This window comes from Bacillus sp. FSL M7-0307 (assembly GCF_038627835.1).
In the GTDB taxonomy this organism is placed as follows: Bacteria; Bacillota; Bacilli; order Bacillales; family Bacillaceae; genus Bacillus; species Bacillus altitudinis.
This window is the reverse complement of record NZ_CP152023.1, coordinates 338,617-356,388: the sequence shown is the minus strand read 5'-3', so window position 1 is coordinate 356,388 and position 17,772 is coordinate 338,617. Positions and strand designations below refer to the sequence as shown.

At 42.5% G+C, this 17,772-nt stretch carries 16 protein-coding genes; 4 read left to right on the top strand and 12 right to left on the bottom strand.

Going from position 1 to position 17,772, the window contains the following annotated elements; translation table 11 throughout:
* Window positions 1-112 precede the first annotated feature (112 nt).
* From pruA to MHI41_RS01885, 3 genes are all read right to left on the bottom strand, one after another.
* Window positions 113-1,660: an L-glutamate gamma-semialdehyde dehydrogenase gene (pruA, locus tag MHI41_RS01895; protein ID WP_060832065.1), complete on the bottom strand. Its 1,548-nt coding sequence runs from the start codon at window positions 1,658-1,660 to the stop codon at window positions 113-115.
* A 23-nt stretch (window positions 1,661-1,683) separates the two neighbouring features.
* Window positions 1,684-2,601 carry a proline dehydrogenase gene (locus MHI41_RS01890; RefSeq protein WP_007498256.1) on the bottom strand — a complete coding sequence of 306 codons (918 nt, stop codon included), beginning with the start codon at window positions 2,599-2,601 and terminating at the stop codon, window positions 1,684-1,686.
* A gap of 161 nt (window positions 2,602-2,762) precedes the next feature.
* Entirely contained in the window at window positions 2,763-3,566 is an 804-nt protein-coding gene (locus MHI41_RS01885; protein WP_268357663.1) for a nucleotidyltransferase domain-containing protein, read from the bottom strand.
* A gap of 60 nt (window positions 3,567-3,626) precedes the next feature.
* Here MHI41_RS01885 and MHI41_RS01880 point away from each other — a divergent pair, with 60 nt between their 5' ends.
* Complete coding sequence (locus MHI41_RS01880) at window positions 3,627-3,941, top strand: hypothetical protein (protein WP_008342068.1); 315 nt, start codon at window positions 3,627-3,629, stop codon at window positions 3,939-3,941.
* 70 nt (window positions 3,942-4,011) lie between these two features.
* Here MHI41_RS01880 and MHI41_RS01875 read toward each other — a convergent pair whose 3' ends face one another.
* Window positions 4,012-4,974 carry an acetylxylan esterase gene (locus tag MHI41_RS01875; RefSeq protein ID WP_342494478.1) on the bottom strand — a complete coding sequence of 321 codons (963 nt, stop codon included), beginning with the start codon at window positions 4,972-4,974 and terminating at the stop codon, window positions 4,012-4,014.
* 209 nt (window positions 4,975-5,183) lie between these two features.
* Here MHI41_RS01875 and MHI41_RS01870 point away from each other — a divergent pair, with 209 nt between their 5' ends.
* Complete coding sequence (locus tag MHI41_RS01870) at window positions 5,184-5,969, top strand: carbon-nitrogen family hydrolase (protein WP_129548074.1); 786 nt, start codon at window positions 5,184-5,186, stop codon at window positions 5,967-5,969.
* Window positions 5,970-6,014: 45 nt separating this feature from the next.
* Here MHI41_RS01870 and MHI41_RS01865 read toward each other — a convergent pair whose 3' ends face one another.
* Window positions 6,015-6,920, bottom strand: coding sequence for a LysR substrate-binding domain-containing protein (locus MHI41_RS01865; protein ID WP_249670464.1), 906 nt, complete (start codon window positions 6,918-6,920; stop codon window positions 6,015-6,017).
* A gap of 117 nt (window positions 6,921-7,037) precedes the next feature.
* Here MHI41_RS01865 and MHI41_RS01860 point away from each other — a divergent pair, with 117 nt between their 5' ends.
* Window positions 7,038-7,811: a class I SAM-dependent methyltransferase gene (locus MHI41_RS01860; protein ID WP_342494477.1), complete on the top strand. Its 774-nt coding sequence runs from the start codon at window positions 7,038-7,040 to the stop codon at window positions 7,809-7,811.
* Between the two features lie 230 nt (window positions 7,812-8,041).
* On the opposite strand, the gene MHI41_RS01855 is transcribed toward MHI41_RS01860, so the two are convergent.
* The 5 genes from MHI41_RS01855 to MHI41_RS01835 form a co-directional block, all read right to left on the bottom strand.
* A complete protein-coding gene (locus MHI41_RS01855) occupies window positions 8,042-9,418 on the bottom strand; it encodes an MFS transporter (protein ID WP_065459802.1) in 1,377 nt (458 codons plus the stop codon).
* 120 nt (window positions 9,419-9,538) lie between these two features.
* On the bottom strand, window positions 9,539-10,546 hold the full coding sequence (locus MHI41_RS01850; protein ID WP_065459800.1) for a LacI family DNA-binding transcriptional regulator: 1,008 nt from the start codon (window positions 10,544-10,546) through the stop codon (window positions 9,539-9,541).
* Between the two features lie 77 nt (window positions 10,547-10,623).
* Window positions 10,624-11,571 carry a dihydrodipicolinate synthase family protein gene (locus MHI41_RS01845; protein WP_342494476.1) on the bottom strand — a complete coding sequence of 316 codons (948 nt, stop codon included), beginning with the start codon at window positions 11,569-11,571 and terminating at the stop codon, window positions 10,624-10,626.
* A gap of 412 nt (window positions 11,572-11,983) precedes the next feature.
* Window positions 11,984-12,541 carry a shikimate kinase gene (locus MHI41_RS01840; protein ID WP_007498270.1) on the bottom strand — a complete coding sequence of 186 codons (558 nt, stop codon included), beginning with the start codon at window positions 12,539-12,541 and terminating at the stop codon, window positions 11,984-11,986.
* Window positions 12,542-12,626: 85 nt separating this feature from the next.
* Window positions 12,627-13,400 carry an IclR family transcriptional regulator gene (locus MHI41_RS01835; RefSeq protein ID WP_342494474.1) on the bottom strand — a complete coding sequence of 258 codons (774 nt, stop codon included), beginning with the start codon at window positions 13,398-13,400 and terminating at the stop codon, window positions 12,627-12,629.
* A 143-nt stretch (window positions 13,401-13,543) separates the two neighbouring features.
* On the opposite strand from MHI41_RS01835, the gene MHI41_RS01830 reads away from it, so the two are divergent.
* The gene (locus tag MHI41_RS01830; RefSeq protein WP_342494473.1) at window positions 13,544-14,905 is read left to right on the top strand and encodes a hypothetical protein; all 1,362 of its coding nucleotides are present in this window, start codon (window positions 13,544-13,546) and stop codon (window positions 14,903-14,905) included.
* A 240-nt stretch (window positions 14,906-15,145) separates the two neighbouring features.
* Here the strand turns inward: MHI41_RS01830 and MHI41_RS01825 are convergent, their stop codons facing one another.
* Together MHI41_RS01825 and MHI41_RS01820 are read right to left on the bottom strand one after the other, a co-directional pair.
* Window positions 15,146-16,456: an MFS transporter gene (locus tag MHI41_RS01825; RefSeq protein ID WP_008342087.1), complete on the bottom strand. Its 1,311-nt coding sequence runs from the start codon at window positions 16,454-16,456 to the stop codon at window positions 15,146-15,148.
* Window positions 16,457-16,501: 45 nt separating this feature from the next.
* Window positions 16,502-17,704: a CoA transferase gene (locus tag MHI41_RS01820; protein ID WP_008342089.1), complete on the bottom strand. Its 1,203-nt coding sequence runs from the start codon at window positions 17,702-17,704 to the stop codon at window positions 16,502-16,504.
* Window positions 17,705-17,772 lie beyond the last annotated feature (68 nt).

Sequence of the window (17,772 nt, the reverse complement as noted above, 5' to 3'; positions counted from 1 at the left end):
TGAATAAGTGATACATTTATCATACTTCTTTCCAGTCAGATTTGTATAGAAACAAGTCGTAGACAGGTAAAAAAAGCATGAACTCGCCTTCACGAGTTCATGCTTTTCCATATTAAAACATTTCGCTGATCGTTTTGGCCTGCATGTGCAGAGCAAGATAATCTGGTCCGCCTGCTTTTGAATCAGTTCCTGACATTTTAAAGCCGCCAAATGGATGGTATCCCACAATTGCTCCCGTACAGTTACGGTTAAAGTAAAGGTTCCCGACATGGAACTCCTGCTTCGCACGGTTGATGTGATCACGATTATTTGTAATGACCGCACCGGTTAACCCGTATTCTGTGTTGTTGGCTACTTCAAGCGCCTCATCAAAGCTTGAGACTTTTGAGAAAGCTAGGACAGGTCCAAAGATTTCTTCTTGCATTAAACGAGATGTTGGCTCTAGATCTGCAAACACGGTTGGATGAATGAAGTACCCTTCTGAATCATCACTTGTTCCGCCAGTGACTAGACGGCCTTCTTGCTTGCCAATTTCGATATATTCCGTGATTTTGTCAAAGGAAGCTTGATCAATGACAGGTCCCATGTACACATCAGCTGATAACGGATTCGCTGTTGTTTTCGTTTCTGTGATTTCCTTCACTCGCTCAACGACTTGGTCATACAGCTTCTCGTGGACGACCGCACGAGACCCAGCTGAACATTTTTGACCTGAGAATCCGAAGGCTGATGTGAAAATGGCGTTAGCGGCTAATTCGACATCTGCATCCTCATCTACAACCACGGTATCTTTACCGCCCATTTCAGCAATGACACGCTTTAAATGCTGTTGTCCTGGCTGTACTTTTGCCGCACGTTCAAAAATACGTGTGCCCACTTCTCTTGATCCAGTGAATGTAATAAGGCTTGTTTTCGGATGATCTACTAAGTAATCTCCTACTTCTGCTCCGCTACCTGGCACAAAGTTGACAACACCTTTCGGCAGACCTGCTTGCTCCAGTTCTTCTACAAAGCGGGCAGCAATGACAGGCGTCGCACTTGCTGGCTTTAATACGACTGTATTCCCTGTGACGATTGGTGCAACGGTTGTTCCTGCCATGATCGCAAACAAGAAGTTCCATGGTGGAATGACAAGCGTCACGCCAGTTGGTGTGTACACATATTGATTGCGTTCCCCTTCGCGGCTGTTCACCGGTTTGCCTTTCGCAAGCTCTAGCATTTGACGGGCATAATACTCTAGGAAGTCAATGGCTTCTGCTGTATCTGCATCCGCTTCATTCCAAGGCTTCCCTGCTTCTTTTACGAGAAGGGCTGAATACTCATGCTTTTTACGGCGAATGCTTGCCGCAGCGCGGAATAAGACGCCGGCTCTTTCTTCTGGAGACGTGTAGCGCCATGTTTCAAACGCTTTTGCCGCAGCTTGAATCGCTTGCTCTGCCTCTTCTTTCCCAGCTTTTGATACGGTACCCACGACTTCTTCCTTCTTCGCCGGATTGATCGAGACAATCTTGTCTGTTGTTTCGATTCTTTCTCCATTAATCACAAGCGGATAGGTTTGCCCAAGCGATTCTGTTACTTTGGCTAATGCTTGTTCAAACGCTTGGCGATTTTCTTCCTGGCTAAAATCCGTGAATGGTTCATGCTTGTAAAGTGTTGTCATCTTTGTCACGCTCCCGTTTCAAATTATTTTCTCGTCATCCCTTTTAAAGCAAATGCAATGTTTGCCGGTCGTTCTGCAAGACGTCTCATGTAGTAGCCATACCACTCTCGTCCATACGGGGTGTAGACCCTCATTTGATAGCCTTCCTTCACGAGTGCTTGCTGCGTTTCTGATCTCATGCCATACAGCATTTGAAATTCGAACTGATCTGTCTGTATATTGTGTTTTTTCACAATATGTTTCGTAAATTCGATCATTTGATCGTCATGTGTCGCAATGGCTGTATAGTTCCCTGAGAGTAATTGCTTTTCGATCAGCTTCTTGTAATTCTGATCGACGTCTTTTTTGTTTGGATACGCCACTTCGGCGGATTCCTTATAGGCACCCTTTACAAGTCTTAAAAATGGCTGCAACTCATTTAGGTCATCAAGATCTTGTTCTGTTCTGTACAAATACGCCTGCAAAACCGTACTGACATACTCATATTGAGATTTCATTTCTTTAAAAATGTCCAGCGTTTTTTGACAGCGCTGTTCATCCTCCATATCAATTGTCACCATAATACGGTGTTTCTCTGCCGTATCTAAAATACTTTTCATATTGCGATACACAAGGTCATCGTCAATATCTAAGCCAAGCGATGTCATTTTAAGTGACACGTGGGAATTGAGTCCCGCCTCTGCAATTCGCTGAATGGTTTGAATACACTCATTCGTCCGCTCATTTGCAATCTCTGCCTTTGTGACAAACTCACCAAGGTGATCAACCGTTACGGCCATACCTTGATCGTTTAATCGTTTGATGACAGGGATAGCGCTCTCAAAATCCTTCCCACCGATGATTTTCTTTGATGCAACAGCACTTCCCCAATTACGAGCAATATGGTTCAAGAGACTGCTCTTTGACAAAAACAAGAAGAAATTTCTTGTGACCGACTCCATAAAGGGCACCTCCCACTCTTTGTAAGCTATGTCTTTATTGTAAGGCTCATGAGCTGTCCGCTACAATATTTGAAGATGACAAAAATTCTGACTTTTTTTGTGGTTTTATCACAATAAGAGATAAAAAAAGAGTCTGCCGCTATCCGGCTGACTCTCCCCTCCTACGCCCACACCTCATCAAGGGTAGACTGCAAAAGCTCATTTAATTCTTGCATCAGATTGTCTTTCGGCTGATTGTAGCTTTTCACCAATTCATCAAAACGCGCCAGTTCTTGATCAATAAATGGATGGACATGAGCGAGACGGTTCTCTACATCCATTTCTTCTCCGTCCATTTTACGTTTGAGCAGTTCGTGAATTTCTGCTAACAGCGGGCCTTCCTCCACTAGCTCCTTGAGTAATTCATGAAAGTCCATTGGTGGAACTGTTCGGTAACGTTCAATCCACTGACAGGCAAGCAGCGGACGAAGCACATAGAAATACTTCTTGATTCGCACCTGCTCTCCTCGTAAATGCCGGCTCTCATTCCGCTTCGCCATATTGAGGTAATGATACATCAATGCTGCAGGGTAAAACGCTCGATCCTTTAATTCTCTCAGCCGCTTGGCTAGAGAGAAGGATTCAGCATAAATGATGTCAGAAGACAGCCATTCCATAATGGATGGATTCGATTTATTGAATAAACGCAACGCCTTTCGCAGCTCCCAGCCGCTGATATCAAGCATGTCATCAATTGGCCGTTCAATGACATCACGATGCTCTTCCATCGCCCAGTACCATTCTTTCCGGGGAACGTATAAAAAGCGAACATCATAATCACTGTCAGTTGAAGGAAATCCCCATGCCCTGCTGCCCGATTCAACGGCGAGGCAAATCTTGACGTCATACGTTTCTTCGATGATTTTCAGCTCTTCCTTAATTCTTTCTCTCAAGTGTCCATCAACTCTTTCTATAGAATTCTGCATGACTTCTTCACCTTTTGGGAAAATACGAATATGACATATATGAAAAAGGAGTTGGATCTGATGTCTATATCTCGCATTATGAAATGGATCACTGGGATTTTTGAAGCTTGCCTTGCTATCCCTGTGATCGGAGGTCTATTCGTTATCAGCAATGGCTATTCACCGCTCATGGTCATGCTTATTCTGCATATTATCACACTCGTCTTATCGAAGCGAGACCAAGGACCAATGATTGGAAGTATTATCGGCATTGTGACATCCTGCCTTGCCTGGATTCCGATTCTCGGATTCATCCTTCACATCATCACAGCCCTTGCCCTGATCGTTACAGCATTAGTGCCTGATGAAAAAACAAGACAGAACACCAGTTATTAAGCTGATCGCTCCAATAGCTGAAAAAAGACAAAGAGCTAAATGAATGTCATTTTAGCTCTTTGTCATGCTCTTATGTTGATAGAAGCAAATGCTTTTGTAAAAAGGACAGCTTCTCTGTTTGAAAAGCAGGAATAAACTCGTGCCCAAAATATCGGTACACTTTCAGCTCTTTATCTGTTTCTAAATGATTGTATGCCGCAAACACGGTGGATGGCGGTGTCACTTGATCAATCAGACCGATCGCCATCAATGTTGGCTGTTTCACCCAGCCGGCTAAATTGATTAAATCAAAGTAACTTAATGTCTCAAATACCTTTTCTTCAGCTTCAGGATCACTGTTTCTGCGAAAGTATGAATTGATTTCTAAATAAGGCTGCTCCAAGGCAACATCAACTGCACGCTCAAAATTTGATAAGTAAGGATAGTCTGCCACAACGACTTTTGGAATGTCTGAAAGGGCTGCGGCCGCAATCGCTAATGCACCCCCCTGACTTCCACCGATCACGCCGATACGGTGTTCATCTACTTCGGGGAAAGACTGAATGACTTCGAGTGCACGAACAGCATCTAGATAAACACCTCGATAATAGTACGTATCCTTCGATAAAATGCCTTTTGTCATCCACCCTAATGCATGTCCGCCTGGCGTCACTGATGTGTCTTCACTGCCACCTTGACCACGGACAAGCATTCCAAACGTCGCATAGCCATGCAGCGCCCAATTGACAATATCATGAATACCACCGTCATAGCTTCCGTTATAGCCATGAAATCGAACAAGAGCAGGATGCGGACCTGTTTGATCAGGTACGGCATACCAGCCTTCAATACGCGATTGCCCAAAGCTCTGATACGTCAGGCGGTATACGTTGACCCCTTTCACTGGATAATCAAAAGGGTCTAACGTTGGTTTGGCCTTCACTTGATTCAGTTCTTCCAGAGATGATTTCCAAAAGTGAGCAAAATCAGGACGTGCTGTTTTTTTGGGTTTATATTCTTTTAGATCTTCTAGTGGTAAATCGAACAATTGCATACCCTACTATTCCCCTTTGTTTTGTTAGTTATATGTATCATATCATTGATTTCTCGACTTAGAAAGTCATTTAACAAAACCTTCTGACATTTCTATTGGCAAAGATGACTGAAAGCTTTATGATAAAGAAACTGGCTTGAAGACTAGATGCTTCAGGCAATATCACCGAACCATTCATTGCATGAAACGAATAAAGGAGGACGACCGACATGAACATCGCCCTGATTCAAATGGACGTACAAATAGGAGAACCTGATGTAAACTTTCAGAAAGCAGAAGCATTTTTAGAAGAAGCCATCCGTCAACAGCCTGATTTGATTATTCTACCTGAAATGTGGAATACCGGCTATGCGCTGGAACAAGCGGATGAGCTTGCCGATGCAGATGGTGAGCGGACAAAACAACTCTTCTCTTCCTTTGCTCGTAAACACCAAGTATATCTCATCGCAGGGAGTGTCTTGAATAAGCGGACAACAAATGAAGATATCACCAACACGATGTATGTGTTTGACCGTCAAGGTGAGCTTTTGTTAGATTATGATAAAATTCATTTATTCCGCTTAATGGATGAACACAACTATTTAACCGCCGGTCATCAGCTTGGTTTATTTAACTATGATGAAGATGTCAAGATTGGCACCATGATCTGCTATGACCTCCGCTTCCCTCAGCTTTCTAGGACGCTCGTGAACAAAGGGGCGAAGGTGCTTATCAATACCGCTCAATGGCCGTCAGCAAGAGTGGACCATTGGCGCAGTCTGCTCATCGCAAGAGCCATTGAGAATCAGTCATTTGTGATTGCGGTGAACCGGACGGGCACAAGCAGAGACACTGAATTCCCTGGTCACTCCATGGTAATTGACCCGCTCGGACGCATTCTGCTTGAGACAAATGATGAAGAAGACATTTATTATGCAGACATTGATCTTCAGCTCGTAGATGAAGTGAGACAACAAATCCCCGTCATGACAGATCAGCGTCTAGACTTATATTAAAAAGCAGGGGGCTCCCCTGCTTTTTACGTTTGATTAAACGTTTGTTTAAGCTTTTCCTTGATTCTGTTGAAGGTCCATGAAGGCTTGAGCGGCTTTCGTTAAATATCTTTCTTCCACATATGCAAACACAAGTGTGCGGGTTGGGCATGAATCAATGTGTAAATAAGTGACTGCTTTCCTTTCCTCTTGTGCCACCATTTTCGGCACCACTGTCACCCCTAGCTCATTTTCAACCAATGCCTGAGCTGTTTGAATATGACTCGTTTCAAATGCAATCCTCGGCCGAAAACCATGATGACGGCACAGTTCCGTGACCACTTGCCGAAAGCCATATCCCTCTTTCAGCATAATAAATGGGGCATCTTCCAGAAGACGAAACGGGACAGACCCTTCTTGATCCGCTTGATTGATGATTTCATTCAGTTCATCTGTCAACCACGGTTGAGCCGTTTGCGGAATGGCGAGAAGAAGCGGCTCGGTCAGCATTTGTTTTGTTTTCAATGATTCATGCTCGACAGGCAAAGAAAGAATCGCCAGATCCAGTTTCCCAGTGAGTAAACGTCTTTCTAGCTCACGAGGCGATTCTTCTATCAAATGAACGTGAACATGCGGATACGTTTGACAATAGGTTTTTAATAAACTCGGCAGGACATATCCCCCTGTAACAGCTGGCGCACCGATCATCAGTTCTTTCCCTACCTCATAAGCAGCTTCCCCCATCTCACGCAATAAATCATCTCGTTCCTTCAAAATGGTTTCTGCTCTTTTGATCAATCGGTTTCCCTGAGGTGTAGGAGTGACTTGTCCATACTTCCGAATAAACAGGGGAGTATCTAATTCTTCCTCAAGTTTTTTAATTTGCTGACTTAATGAGGGCTGTGCAATGTGAAGTTTTTCCGCTGCTTTTGTAAAGCTTTGCTGCCGGTACACTTCCATGACATATTCCATCATTCGTATATCCACTTCTCTCACCTCATAGGTTTTAACTATTCATATCATATCTTTTATGTCTTAGACAAATCACGGGAAGAACCCTACGATAAAGAAACAACAAAAGGGGGTAAAGAAATGAATCCATATTCGAAAGCCGAGAAACAATTCTCACAAAATGCAGAGAACTACCGAGATTCACCCATCTTTGCAGCTGGAAAAGAGCTTGAATGGATGAAAACGGCGGCGAAGCCAAAGGGCGATGAGCATCTACTTGATATCGGCTGCGCGGCAGGTCATACCGTTTTTTCCTTTTCAGACGTCATCTCTAAAGGAATCGGGATTGATGTCACACACAAAATGATCGAGGTTGCTACAGCACTTGCAAAAGAGCGCCAGCTGAACCACATTACGTTTGAGCAGGCATCCGCAGACGCATTGCCCTTTTCTGATGCATCATTTGATCTCGTCACATGCCGATTTGCTGCTCATCACTTCCCACATCTCCCGGCAGCCATGTCTGAAATCAGCCGAGTCTTAAAGAAAGGCGGCAAATTTCTACTTGTGGATCATTATGCACCTGAAAACCAAGCACAGGATAACTTTATTAATCATTTAAATAGACTGAGAGATCCCTCCCATGTGCGAGAAAGCTCGTTATCAGAATGGAAAGAGCTTTTCGCTGACAACCATTTGACGAAAGAAGATATCCGTTACTGGGATCTGCATATTGATTATCAGGACTGGATTATACGTGGACGTACGCCAGAGAATGTTCAAAAGGAGATCGTTGCCCACCTTCATGCTGCAGACGATGAAACGAAACAGCTGTTTCAACTGCAATTCGATGAACATCGTCAGCCAACATCCTTTTACCTAAAAGCCGCACTGCTTCAAGGGATCAAACATTAAACTGATCGAAAAAGTCTACCCTAGCCGGTAGACTTTTATATTTTGAATATACATTTCCAATATCTCATAGATATTGCTTTTCATGTTCGTGAGAAGGAGTGCTGCATGATGTTTCTATTATAAGATAATTGAATTGAGGTAGGTTAGGCTTTTTCAAAAGTGTACGTAGATCCTCTGAATAAAAAAAGAACCTACCCTCTTTAGAATAAGTTCTTCACTGCATGCATCACTTACGGTGCAATATCTTCTAATACTTTCTCTCGCGTTTCGATCATTTTAAAAGCAAGAATTGCTCCCACTACAGTCACACTTGCAAAAAGAATAAAAATAGTTGAAACACCGCTCACCTCTAAAATAAAACCTATCATAATAGGAGCGATCGCTGAGGCCAGCCTAAGCCACGCTGTAGCAAATGCCGTACCAATTACCCTCATACGGGTTGGATAGATTTCAGGTGTATATAAATAGAGAAGAACTGTAATTGTCCCCATCATTCCGTAGGCAGCGGACCCTAAATAAATAACGCTTTCTGGAGAATTCGCTCCGCTGATCCATAAAGCCGTTAATAAAGCACCTGTTACGATAAATGCAATGGTTGCCCAGCGCTTCCGTCCTACTTTATCGATTAAAAATGCACAAGCGAATACCCCTATGGTCTGTAAAATATTTGTGAGAGAGGCTGCCCTTAATGAATCTCCAACTGGCAAATTGTAAACAGTATTATAAAGACTCGGTAACCAGTTATTTAGTCCATTCGATACAAAGTAGGCAGAAAACCATAGTCCCCATACGATCAATGTTCTTTTACGATAAAAAGTAGAAAAGAGCTCTTTCCAGTCGCCTTTTTCAGTGCTGCTGGATACCTGATTTGCAACAGGCATTCGTTTGTCCGTACTAGCTTCAATCTCTTCAATGATTCTTTCGGCTTCATCTAACCTGCCTTTTGAAATAAGCCATCTTGGAGATTCGCGCAACATGAAAAAGAAGACAAAGACGATCAAACCGCCAATTCCACCAATCAAGAACATCCATTTCCACCCAAAGCTAGGTACAACAAATGCACCAATTTGAGCTGAGATCATTAATCCTAATGGAAAAATCATCTCATAAAGCATAAAAAATCTCCCTCTCCCTTGGGCCCGAGACAACTCATTGATATATGAGGCCGCTACTGGCACTTCTCCTCCTACTCCAATCCCCTGTATAAAACGAAAAATAAAAAGGGCCATAAAGTTACCTGAAAATACACATGCGATACTCATAATAGACATGAGAAATACAGTCCACTTTGCACTAAATACACGGCCACGTCTTTCTGCTAACCATCCAAAGAAAATAGCACCAATCGCTTGTCCGATATAACCAGACCCAATAAGAAGACCAATTTGAGCAGGTGATAAATTCCACATGCCGATGAGAACTGGGAGAACAAACGCTAAAGATAGCGCATCAAAAGCATCAAAAAAGGTAGCAGATCCCATAATGATACGAGGTTTTAAATGCCATCTCGAAAAAGGTACACTTTCCATCCTAGTCAATAGTTGTGAAGCTCTATCAACAACTTGCTCATCATGAGAATTTGAATTTCCGCTGAGTTCTAACGTCATGGTATCTCCTCCTTAATAGAGGAAATGATGCAAAAGTACATGCTGATGAGCACAAAAGAAATCGCTTACATTTTAAATGAAGAGACATTCTAAAGCGATCATACGAGTTTTCAGCATCTATCATTTCTTTTTTGGCGTTCCCGTGGTGCCACGATCTACATAGTACATCGGAAAGATATGTTCCATCTTCTCTAACTGTTCTCCTTCTACTAACTGCATTAGTAAAGAAACCGCTTTTCTTCCCATTCCAACTAAATCAACATGAACAGAAGATAAAGAAGGGGTTAGAAAACTTGCAATGGGCACATCATCAGCACCAACGACAGATAAATCATGAGGTATTGACACATTTGCGATATCTGCCGCTTTCATGACCCCTATCGCCAAAAAATCTGAAGAGCAAACAACTCCAGTCATGTGCTGGTTTCCTTGGAGAAATTGAGAAACCACTTCTACTACTTTTCCCCCATCAAATTCATCTAACTCAAACACAAGCTCTTTGTTCATTGTTAATCCTAAACTTTTCAGAGTACGCTCATACCCCTTATAATACCTCACACTATGCATCGAACTCATTGGACCATTGACCAGTCCAATGGTTCGATGACCTTTATCAAATAAGGCCGTTACAGATTGGCACACACCTTCTTCATCATCAGGCCTGACACATGGAAATGGAGAATCCTCTAAGTAACTTCCGACAACGATAATGGGAATAGCCAAACTTTTTAACCAATCCATGCTCAATTCTTCATTTCTTGGAGAAAATAAAATAGCACCATCTACAGCTTGCGTTTCAAGTAATCGCTGCTGCTGTACAGATGTAAATGACATCAACATATTGAATTCAGTCTCATCTAATTCCTTCGCTATCCCATCTAAAATCGTCGAAAAAAATGGATTATTCAAAATATACGAACCACGAGGAACCACGACAGCAATATTGCCAGTCTTTCTTTTAACGAGCCCTCTAGCTCCTAAATTAGGACGATAGCCTAATTCATCAATCACTTGTTTGATTCTTTCAGCCGTTTGAGCACCTACTCCTGGTTTACCACTTAATACTCGGGAAACAGATGCGATAGACACTCCAGCTTTCAATGCTACATCTTTAATACTTACTGACACATTTCATACCTCCGGGAGTCTGTTGTTTTATAATCTATTATAACCTGACTCACCTTCATCATGAAATCAATGGTCTGTTATTTACTAACGTTTTCCTTAAGTAAACCAACACTTTGAAGGCCCTGACGAATCTCTTCTTTTTCCTTATGAGTTAAAGGTAATACTGGTTTCCTCGCAAGCGAACTGCTGATCAAACCTCGCTGGAACATCGCTTCCTTCATTCGCAGATGAGAGGTAGAGGAAGGTTCATCCATTTTATACACAGCATGCTTTAATTCAAAGATTCTATCGTAAACTTTATTAGCCGCTACAAGGTCTTGTTCTTCCACACATTTCACAAGCTCAGCAATCAAATCTGGTACAAAGCAGCCAAAACCTACAAGCGCCCCATCAATCCCTTGAACTAATGTTGGCAATAAATATTCATCGTGACATGTGAGCAACGATACATCTGGTGCATGCTTTTTCAGTGCGCGCACATCGACTTCATATTGCGCCATGTCTCTTTGACCGATTTTAAATGAGACAACGTTTGGAATCTCCGACATTTCTAATAATTGACTGGTTGTATAAGAGGTTTTTGTCCATGTTGGATATTGATGAACGATGATTGAAATGTCAATTGCTTCTGCAACATCTTTAAAGAATTGGACAGGTGACTCAGGCTGCATACCGAATCTCAGCCATGAATGTGGCGGCATAAGAAGAATACCTTCTCCTCCAGCTTCCTCCACTGCTTTTGCATGCTGGATCGCTTCAATTGTCCCTTCAGCTGAAACCCCAGAAATGACAGGAATTTCTCCCATTAATTCGTCGGCTGCAATGCGCACAGCTTCAGCTCGTTCATGTGGCAACAAAGTCATAATCTCGCCAGTATGTCCATTGACAACGATCCCATTAATCCCTTCGTGCTCCGCCACCCAGCGAACAAGCTTACGAAAAGCAGGTTCATCAATTGAATAGTCATCTTTAAAAGGAATTAAGACTGCCGGGAATACACCGCTCCATTTTTCTTTATTTTTCATCAACAAATTCCTCCCCATCCGTTATAGTAAACGTTTACGGTAAGCGTTTACGTTAATAATCATAGAATGGTATAACCGAAGGTGTCAACAATATTTTTAAAAATTATAATAATTCAAAAAACTATTATTAGAATTTAGATACTATTTAATTTTTTTAAAAAAAGAAAATGAGAGATATATTTCTTTTCCCACATCAATTAAAAAACCTCATCATCTTGACCTAGTTGTAGTCTGATCACCACTTTTTTCAAACGGCTAGACACACCACATAAAGGATGCATGCATTTTGATATAATGACGAAGGAAAAAACATCTTTTCTTCTTTTTTTCATCCATCATCCAACTTAGACTGTCATTTCTTTGACTACTCTAGATCTAATAGAAAAAGTCTACCCCCTTAGGGTAGACTTTTTTATTTCGAATATAAATCCCAGCCGAGCTTGAGTGTGTCGACAATATAATTGGCGACTTCTTCAGCTTCTAGATGATCTGTTTCCACTCTTGAGTTATGAAGGGAATAAATTTCCCGGCGCTCTTCAAACAGCTCTTTCATCTCGTCAAGCGTGCGGTTATGAAGAACAGGACGGTTTTCAATTAAAATATCCAGCCGCTGCTTCCAATTCTCCCAAGATAGGTCAAGGAAAAGAACCGTACAATGCTTTAAGCAAGATCGTTTGATTTCTTCCTGTTTAAACGCACCGCCTCCAAGAGACACGATCTTTAGCTGAGTATGTTCACATAAATCGACAATATAGTCCTTTTCAGCCTGTCTGAAGAACGCTTCTCCTTTTTGCTGAAACATTTCTGGAATCGTCATGTTGTACTTTTTCTCAATCTCCTGATCAACATCAATAAAATCTCTATATAACTTTTTGGCAACCAGCTGCCCAATGGTTGTTTTCCCAACGCCCATAAAGCCAATGAGGACAATATTTCGCTGTCTCACAGGAATCTCTCTATTGTTTTTCATGTTCGTGACACGTCCTCCTTACGACAAGGAATGCTACATAATGTTTCTATTATATGATAAATGGACTGAGAAAAGATAGGCATTCTTAAAAATTGTGTTTGACGACGTAACCGAGCTGTTCGGAGAGCTTCTCGGCATGCTCTTTCACTTTTTGCTGCAATTGAGGGATGACATCTTCAGTAAATCGTTGGGTCGGTCCAGATATGGATAAACATGCCTGCACCTCCCCATGAATGTTAAAGATCGGTGCCGCCACTGCCGCCGATCCGACTTCCCGTTCATCAATACTGCAAGCCGTATACGTTTCAAGAATATGACGACATTCTTTTCGCCATTCCTCCATCGTCATGTGATCAGCCTCAGATGCAAAAACTTGCTGTTGAAACTCTTCGCTTTGGAAAGCAAGCAGCACCTTTCCACCAGCACCAGCGTATAACGGCAGCTTCTCACCGATTTTCACAAGATGCCGAATCGATTGCAGCCCTTCGGCTTGTTCAATACATACCCTGCTTTTGTGATCCAGCACATACAGGTTAACGGTTTCCTTTGTTTCATCACGAAGTGTGTACATGAGCGGTTTTGCCAGTTCCCTCAATTTGATGGACTTCCCAGCAATATAACCGAGAAGATAAAGTCTTTGACCGAGCCGGTACTTCATTGTCTCTTGGTTCTTTTCCACAAAATGATTCATTTCAAGTGCCTTGAGCAGTCTCGTTGTGGTAGACATTGCTAAGTTCATCTCTTTTGAAATGTCCGTTAGCGTCAACTCTTGACGTTCTTCGCTAAAGCAAGAAAGAATATCCAAAGCGCGCTGAACGGTACGCAATCCTGATTCTTCTTTTGACTTTTTATCAGCCATGTTCACTTTCTCCTTTTCCCCTTTGATTTCTTATCGACATGATTAACCAATTTTGCTATAATCCATTTTAAATGTTCCATTAAAAGAAAACAAATTCCATTGTACGGAATAAAACCGATAGATGTTTTGATGGAGGAGATATCATGATCTACCTGCTCATTTTCACACTTCTTATTAGCTTATACATCGTTCATCAACTATTCCCTGCTCCGATTCTCTCCTATTTGGTTGGTCTGCTGGCGGCTGCTTCGCTTACCATTTCCTTTAAGAAGGCCAATGGGCTTTATTTGAAAACGGGTGCTATGTTTCTCTTGATTGGATTGGTGTTATTTTTCTGGTCAGAACAGCCTTTGCATACGCTTTTTCTTCATTTTCATTCCATGCTAGGCTTGCTTTCTTTATTTTTCATGCTGCCATTTATTCATTCTCTCATACACGTTGGGCATTTCGATACTCAATTAAATAAACTGCTTACCTTACATACAACGAGCACAAATCAGCTTTATCGCAAGAGTTCATTTGTCACTCATGTTCTTGGCATGTTTTTAAATATCGCAACGATTCCCTTATTATATACATCCTTGAAACCATCGCTGAACGCCCTTCAGGAACAAGTCAAACAGCACCTTTATACGCGCAATCTTTTAAGGTCATATGCGCTATGTCTTAGCTGGAGTCCTGTCGAAGTACTGGTGAGTGTCACCATTGATGCAACCAAATTGAAATATTATCAGATTGCACCCGTTACGTTTTGTTTAATGGTGCTTGTGCTGTTGACGGATTGGTTGCTGTTTTCTCGTCAAAGCAAACGATTGCCGCATATCATCCAGCCGGCGGAAGCTCACTCCAACCCTCATCGCATCAAGAGAAAAACCCTTCAGCTTGCTTTCATGCTGCTCAGTTTTATGACAGTCGTTTCGCTTGTTGACGCCTGGGTTGGGAAAGGTTATCTGTTCGCTGTTGTGCTGACGATTATTCCTTTCGCTCTATTATTCTCGTCTATCATCAAAAAACGAAAACAATATGTAGCCGTCTCTATTCCCCATTGGAAAGAACGAACCCGTCAGCTCTCCAATTATATGTGTCTATTTTTAAGCGCGGGCTTCTTTGTCGATATGCTGCTTGTCACAAACAGCCTGCAGCCGATTCAAGCATTTATCGTCAGTATATCAGATCATGCCATTTGGGTTTATGGGGTCATCGGGCTGTATTTTCTCATCACCGCTCTTTGCGGTTTTCACCCGCTCGTTTCGCTTGCTCTATTAGTGAGCTTGATGGCACCTGTCATTCATGAACTACCTGCCCTTCCCATCGCAATCATGCTCATTATCGCTGGAACCTCAACGGTCATGTTTAGCCCATATAATGTATCTGTCTCCCTATTAGCCGATTTGATGAAGGTCAACCCTTACCGAATCACTCGATGGAATATCTGGTTTGCTGGTTTTTATATCAGCATGGGTATCGCATGTGCAACGATCATCACCGTCATCTTTTATTCATAGAAAAAGAGAACCCAATGAGTTCTCTTTCAAGATTGTTGACAAAGGGCTAAAATGAACTTGATTTTAGCCCTTTGTCTTTTTTCAGTGTGATAGAAAACCTTTGCAGTCAAGGAAGGACGAGTACCGGCGCGGAGCGAATTTGACATTCGTGAGCACCGGCACACAGAACTGACACCGAATGCGAGGGTTTGTCTACACGCTGAAAGAGAACCCAATGAGTTCTCTTTTTCTTGCTCTCTATTATTTTAATTGAATCCGCTCAATCTTACCTACAATAAAGATATACGACAACGCTCCGCCTAATGCCACTAAGCTGACGAATAAAATACCGCCGTTGTAAGAGCCTGTCGCCGATACAATGAATCCGATAATCAGCGGGGTGATGATGCCGGATAAGTTAGCAAAAAAGTTGAATACGCCGCCAGCCAGACCGACCATTTCTCTTGGTGCCACCTCAGACAGCATGGTCCAGGAGATATTAGACAGTCCTTGCGCAAAGGAGGCGATGGATAAAATAGTCAGCACAAGCGGGATATTCGTTGTAAAATTCGCTAAAACAATGGTACTTGTCAGAAGCAGACCGACCACAACCGGCAGCTTTCTCGCTACATTGACCGATACACCCTTTTTAAGCAGCCAGTCAGACACATATCCTCCAAACAGCACCCCAAAGAATGCAGCGATGTATGGCAGGGATGCCGCAAAACCCACTTTGAGAAAGGCCATATTTTTCGCCTCTGCTAAATAGGTCGGAAACCATGTTAAAAAGAAAAAGAGGGTAGACGCAACAGAAAATTGACCAATATAGAGTCCAATCAATTTACGATATTTTAAAAGTGCGGCAAAGTCTGCCCATTTCAGTTTCTCCTGTGATGCCACTGTCAGTCCTTCGCCTTGACGGATCAATTCTAGCTCATCTTCATTGATCTTTGGATGCTCTTTCGGTTCGTGATAATACTTGTACCAAAAGAAAGCAAATATAATACCGAGCGCACCTGCAGTGATAAAGACGGTTCTCCAATCGAAAGTTGTCATAATCCAAAAAAGAAGAGGTGTCGCAAATGCAAGCCCCACATACTCTCCAGCGGTATAAACCCCTGTTGCAAATGCGCGTTCCCGCCTTGGAAACCATGTGGTCACAATGCGATTATTCGCAGGAAATGCGGGAGATTCTGTAATTCCGATAAACAAACGGCAGCCAAATAAGAAGGCAAAGCTGTTCGCAAACGCCTGTAAACCGGTGAAAATAGACCAAGTAATGAGTGATATTCCATACGTTACCTTTGATCCAAACTTATCAAGAATAAAGCCGCCAGGGATCTGCATGGCTGTATAGGTCCAGCTAAATGCTGAAAAGATGAGGCCTAATAAGGCAGGGTTTAATTGCAATGAAGACTGAATCGCAGGTGCAACAATGGATACACTGGCTCGATCAATATAGTTAATAGCGGTAATAAAAAACAACAGAATCAAGATGCCGAAACGAGCTTTTGTTGGTTTCGCATAAGCAGGCCGCAAGTCGTTCCCCTTCAGTTCTGAATGCACTTTCATAACCATCCTCCTTTGTTTCCGCAGCGTGCGGATCGGTTGAGTGTCTTAAATGACCCCTTTTTCTTCTAACTGTTTACACTCTTCTTCTGTGAAGCCAAGCATTTTCGTTAAAATTTCATAATTATGTTCACCTAAATCAGGCGCAATATGGCGAATACGGCCGGGGGTTTTTTCAAACTTCGGAATGATCCCAGGCACCTTCACTTTTCCAAGACGCGGATGATGCACCTCGACAATATTTTCTCGTGCTTTAAATTGCGGATGCTCAAAGATATCCCGAATGCTTAGAATCGGACTCACAGGCACACCATGTGTATCTAGAATGTCTAGGACGTCATCTCTTGTTTTGGACGCAATCCACTGCGAGACGATCGCATCCATTTCATCGTTATGCTTCAGCCTGGCTGCATTCACAGAGAATTTCTCGTTCTCAAGTAAATCTAAGCGATTCATCGCCTCTGCCAATCGATTAAAGGTCGAATCTGTACTCGTCACAAGAACCAAATAATGCCCATCCTTTGTCTCGTAGGTGCCAGCAGGGCTTGAATGACCGCTTAACCCTGGTGAACGCTCACGCACCTTCCCTAGCTTGTCATATTCAGCAACCAAAAATTCTAACATGCGGAACACAGATTCATAGAGAGCCAAATCCACCATTTGCCCAGTTCCTTCTGGATGTGTGTCACGGTAATACATCGCTGTCACAGTGGCAAACGCCACATAGATTCCTGCGATATAATCCGTAAGGGAAAAGGAAGGGCTGACTGGATGCCGATCTGGAAACCCTTGAATATATGTAAAGCCGCTAAACGCCGTCGCAGGTGTACCAAATCCCGCCTTGTCCTTAAACGGACCGGTTTGCCCATAACCCGAAACACGAATCATAATTAAACGAGGGTTGATTTCTTTTAATACATCGTACCCAACGTCCCATTTTTCAAGTGTTCCCGGACGAAAATTTTCAATGATCACATCAACCTGCGCTGCAAGCTTTTTAAAAATGTCTTTTGCTTCTTCTTTGTGCAAATCGAGTGTAAGAGATTTCTTATTCCTTGAGAGCCCTGACCATCTCAAAGGTTCACCATCTGCAAAAGGACCAACATGCCGCAGTGTATCCCCTTTTCCAGGAATCTCGACTTTAATGACCTCTGCACCGAAATCCCCTAGAAGCACCGCGCCGTATGGTGCAGCAATCATCGTAGAAACATCTAATATTTTGATTCCTTCAAGCGGTGTATTCTTATTCATTGCTTGACTCCCTTTCATTCAATTGATAAAGGGCTAAAATGCTTTCTATTTTAGCCCCTTTTCTTCTT

Coding starts and splice junctions, on each gene's coding strand:
- pruA (WP_060832065.1), bottom strand. CDS start 1,660: ATGACAACACTTTACAAGCATGAACCATTCACGGATTTTAGCCAGGAA.
- MHI41_RS01890 (WP_007498256.1), bottom strand. CDS start 2,601: ATGGAGTCGGTCACAAGAAATTTCTTCTTGTTTTTGTCAAAGAGCAGT.
- MHI41_RS01885 (WP_268357663.1), bottom strand. CDS start 3,566: ATGCAGAATTCTATAGAAAGAGTTGATGGACACTTGAGAGAAAGAATT.
- MHI41_RS01880 (WP_008342068.1), top strand. CDS start 3,627: ATGTCTATATCTCGCATTATGAAATGGATCACTGGGATTTTTGAAGCT.
- MHI41_RS01875 (WP_342494478.1), bottom strand. CDS start 4,974: ATGCAATTGTTCGATTTACCACTAGAAGATCTAAAAGAATATAAACCC.
- MHI41_RS01870 (WP_129548074.1), top strand. CDS start 5,184: ATGAACATCGCCCTGATTCAAATGGACGTACAAATAGGAGAACCTGAT.
- MHI41_RS01865 (WP_249670464.1), bottom strand. CDS start 6,920: ATGATGGAATATGTCATGGAAGTGTACCGGCAGCAAAGCTTTACAAAA.
- MHI41_RS01860 (WP_342494477.1), top strand. CDS start 7,038: ATGAATCCATATTCGAAAGCCGAGAAACAATTCTCACAAAATGCAGAG.
- MHI41_RS01855 (WP_065459802.1), bottom strand. CDS start 9,418: ATGACGTTAGAACTCAGCGGAAATTCAAATTCTCATGATGAGCAAGTT.
- MHI41_RS01845 (WP_342494476.1), bottom strand. CDS start 11,571: ATGAAAAATAAAGAAAAATGGAGCGGTGTATTCCCGGCAGTCTTAATT.
- MHI41_RS01840 (WP_007498270.1), bottom strand. CDS start 12,541: ATGAAAAACAATAGAGAGATTCCTGTGAGACAGCGAAATATTGTCCTC.
- MHI41_RS01835 (WP_342494474.1), bottom strand. CDS start 13,400: ATGGCTGATAAAAAGTCAAAAGAAGAATCAGGATTGCGTACCGTTCAG.
- MHI41_RS01830 (WP_342494473.1), top strand. CDS start 13,544: ATGATCTACCTGCTCATTTTCACACTTCTTATTAGCTTATACATCGTT.
- MHI41_RS01825 (WP_008342087.1), bottom strand. CDS start 16,456: ATGAAAGTGCATTCAGAACTGAAGGGGAACGACTTGCGGCCTGCTTAT.
- MHI41_RS01820 (WP_008342089.1), bottom strand. CDS start 17,704: ATGAATAAGAATACACCGCTTGAAGGAATCAAAATATTAGATGTTTCT.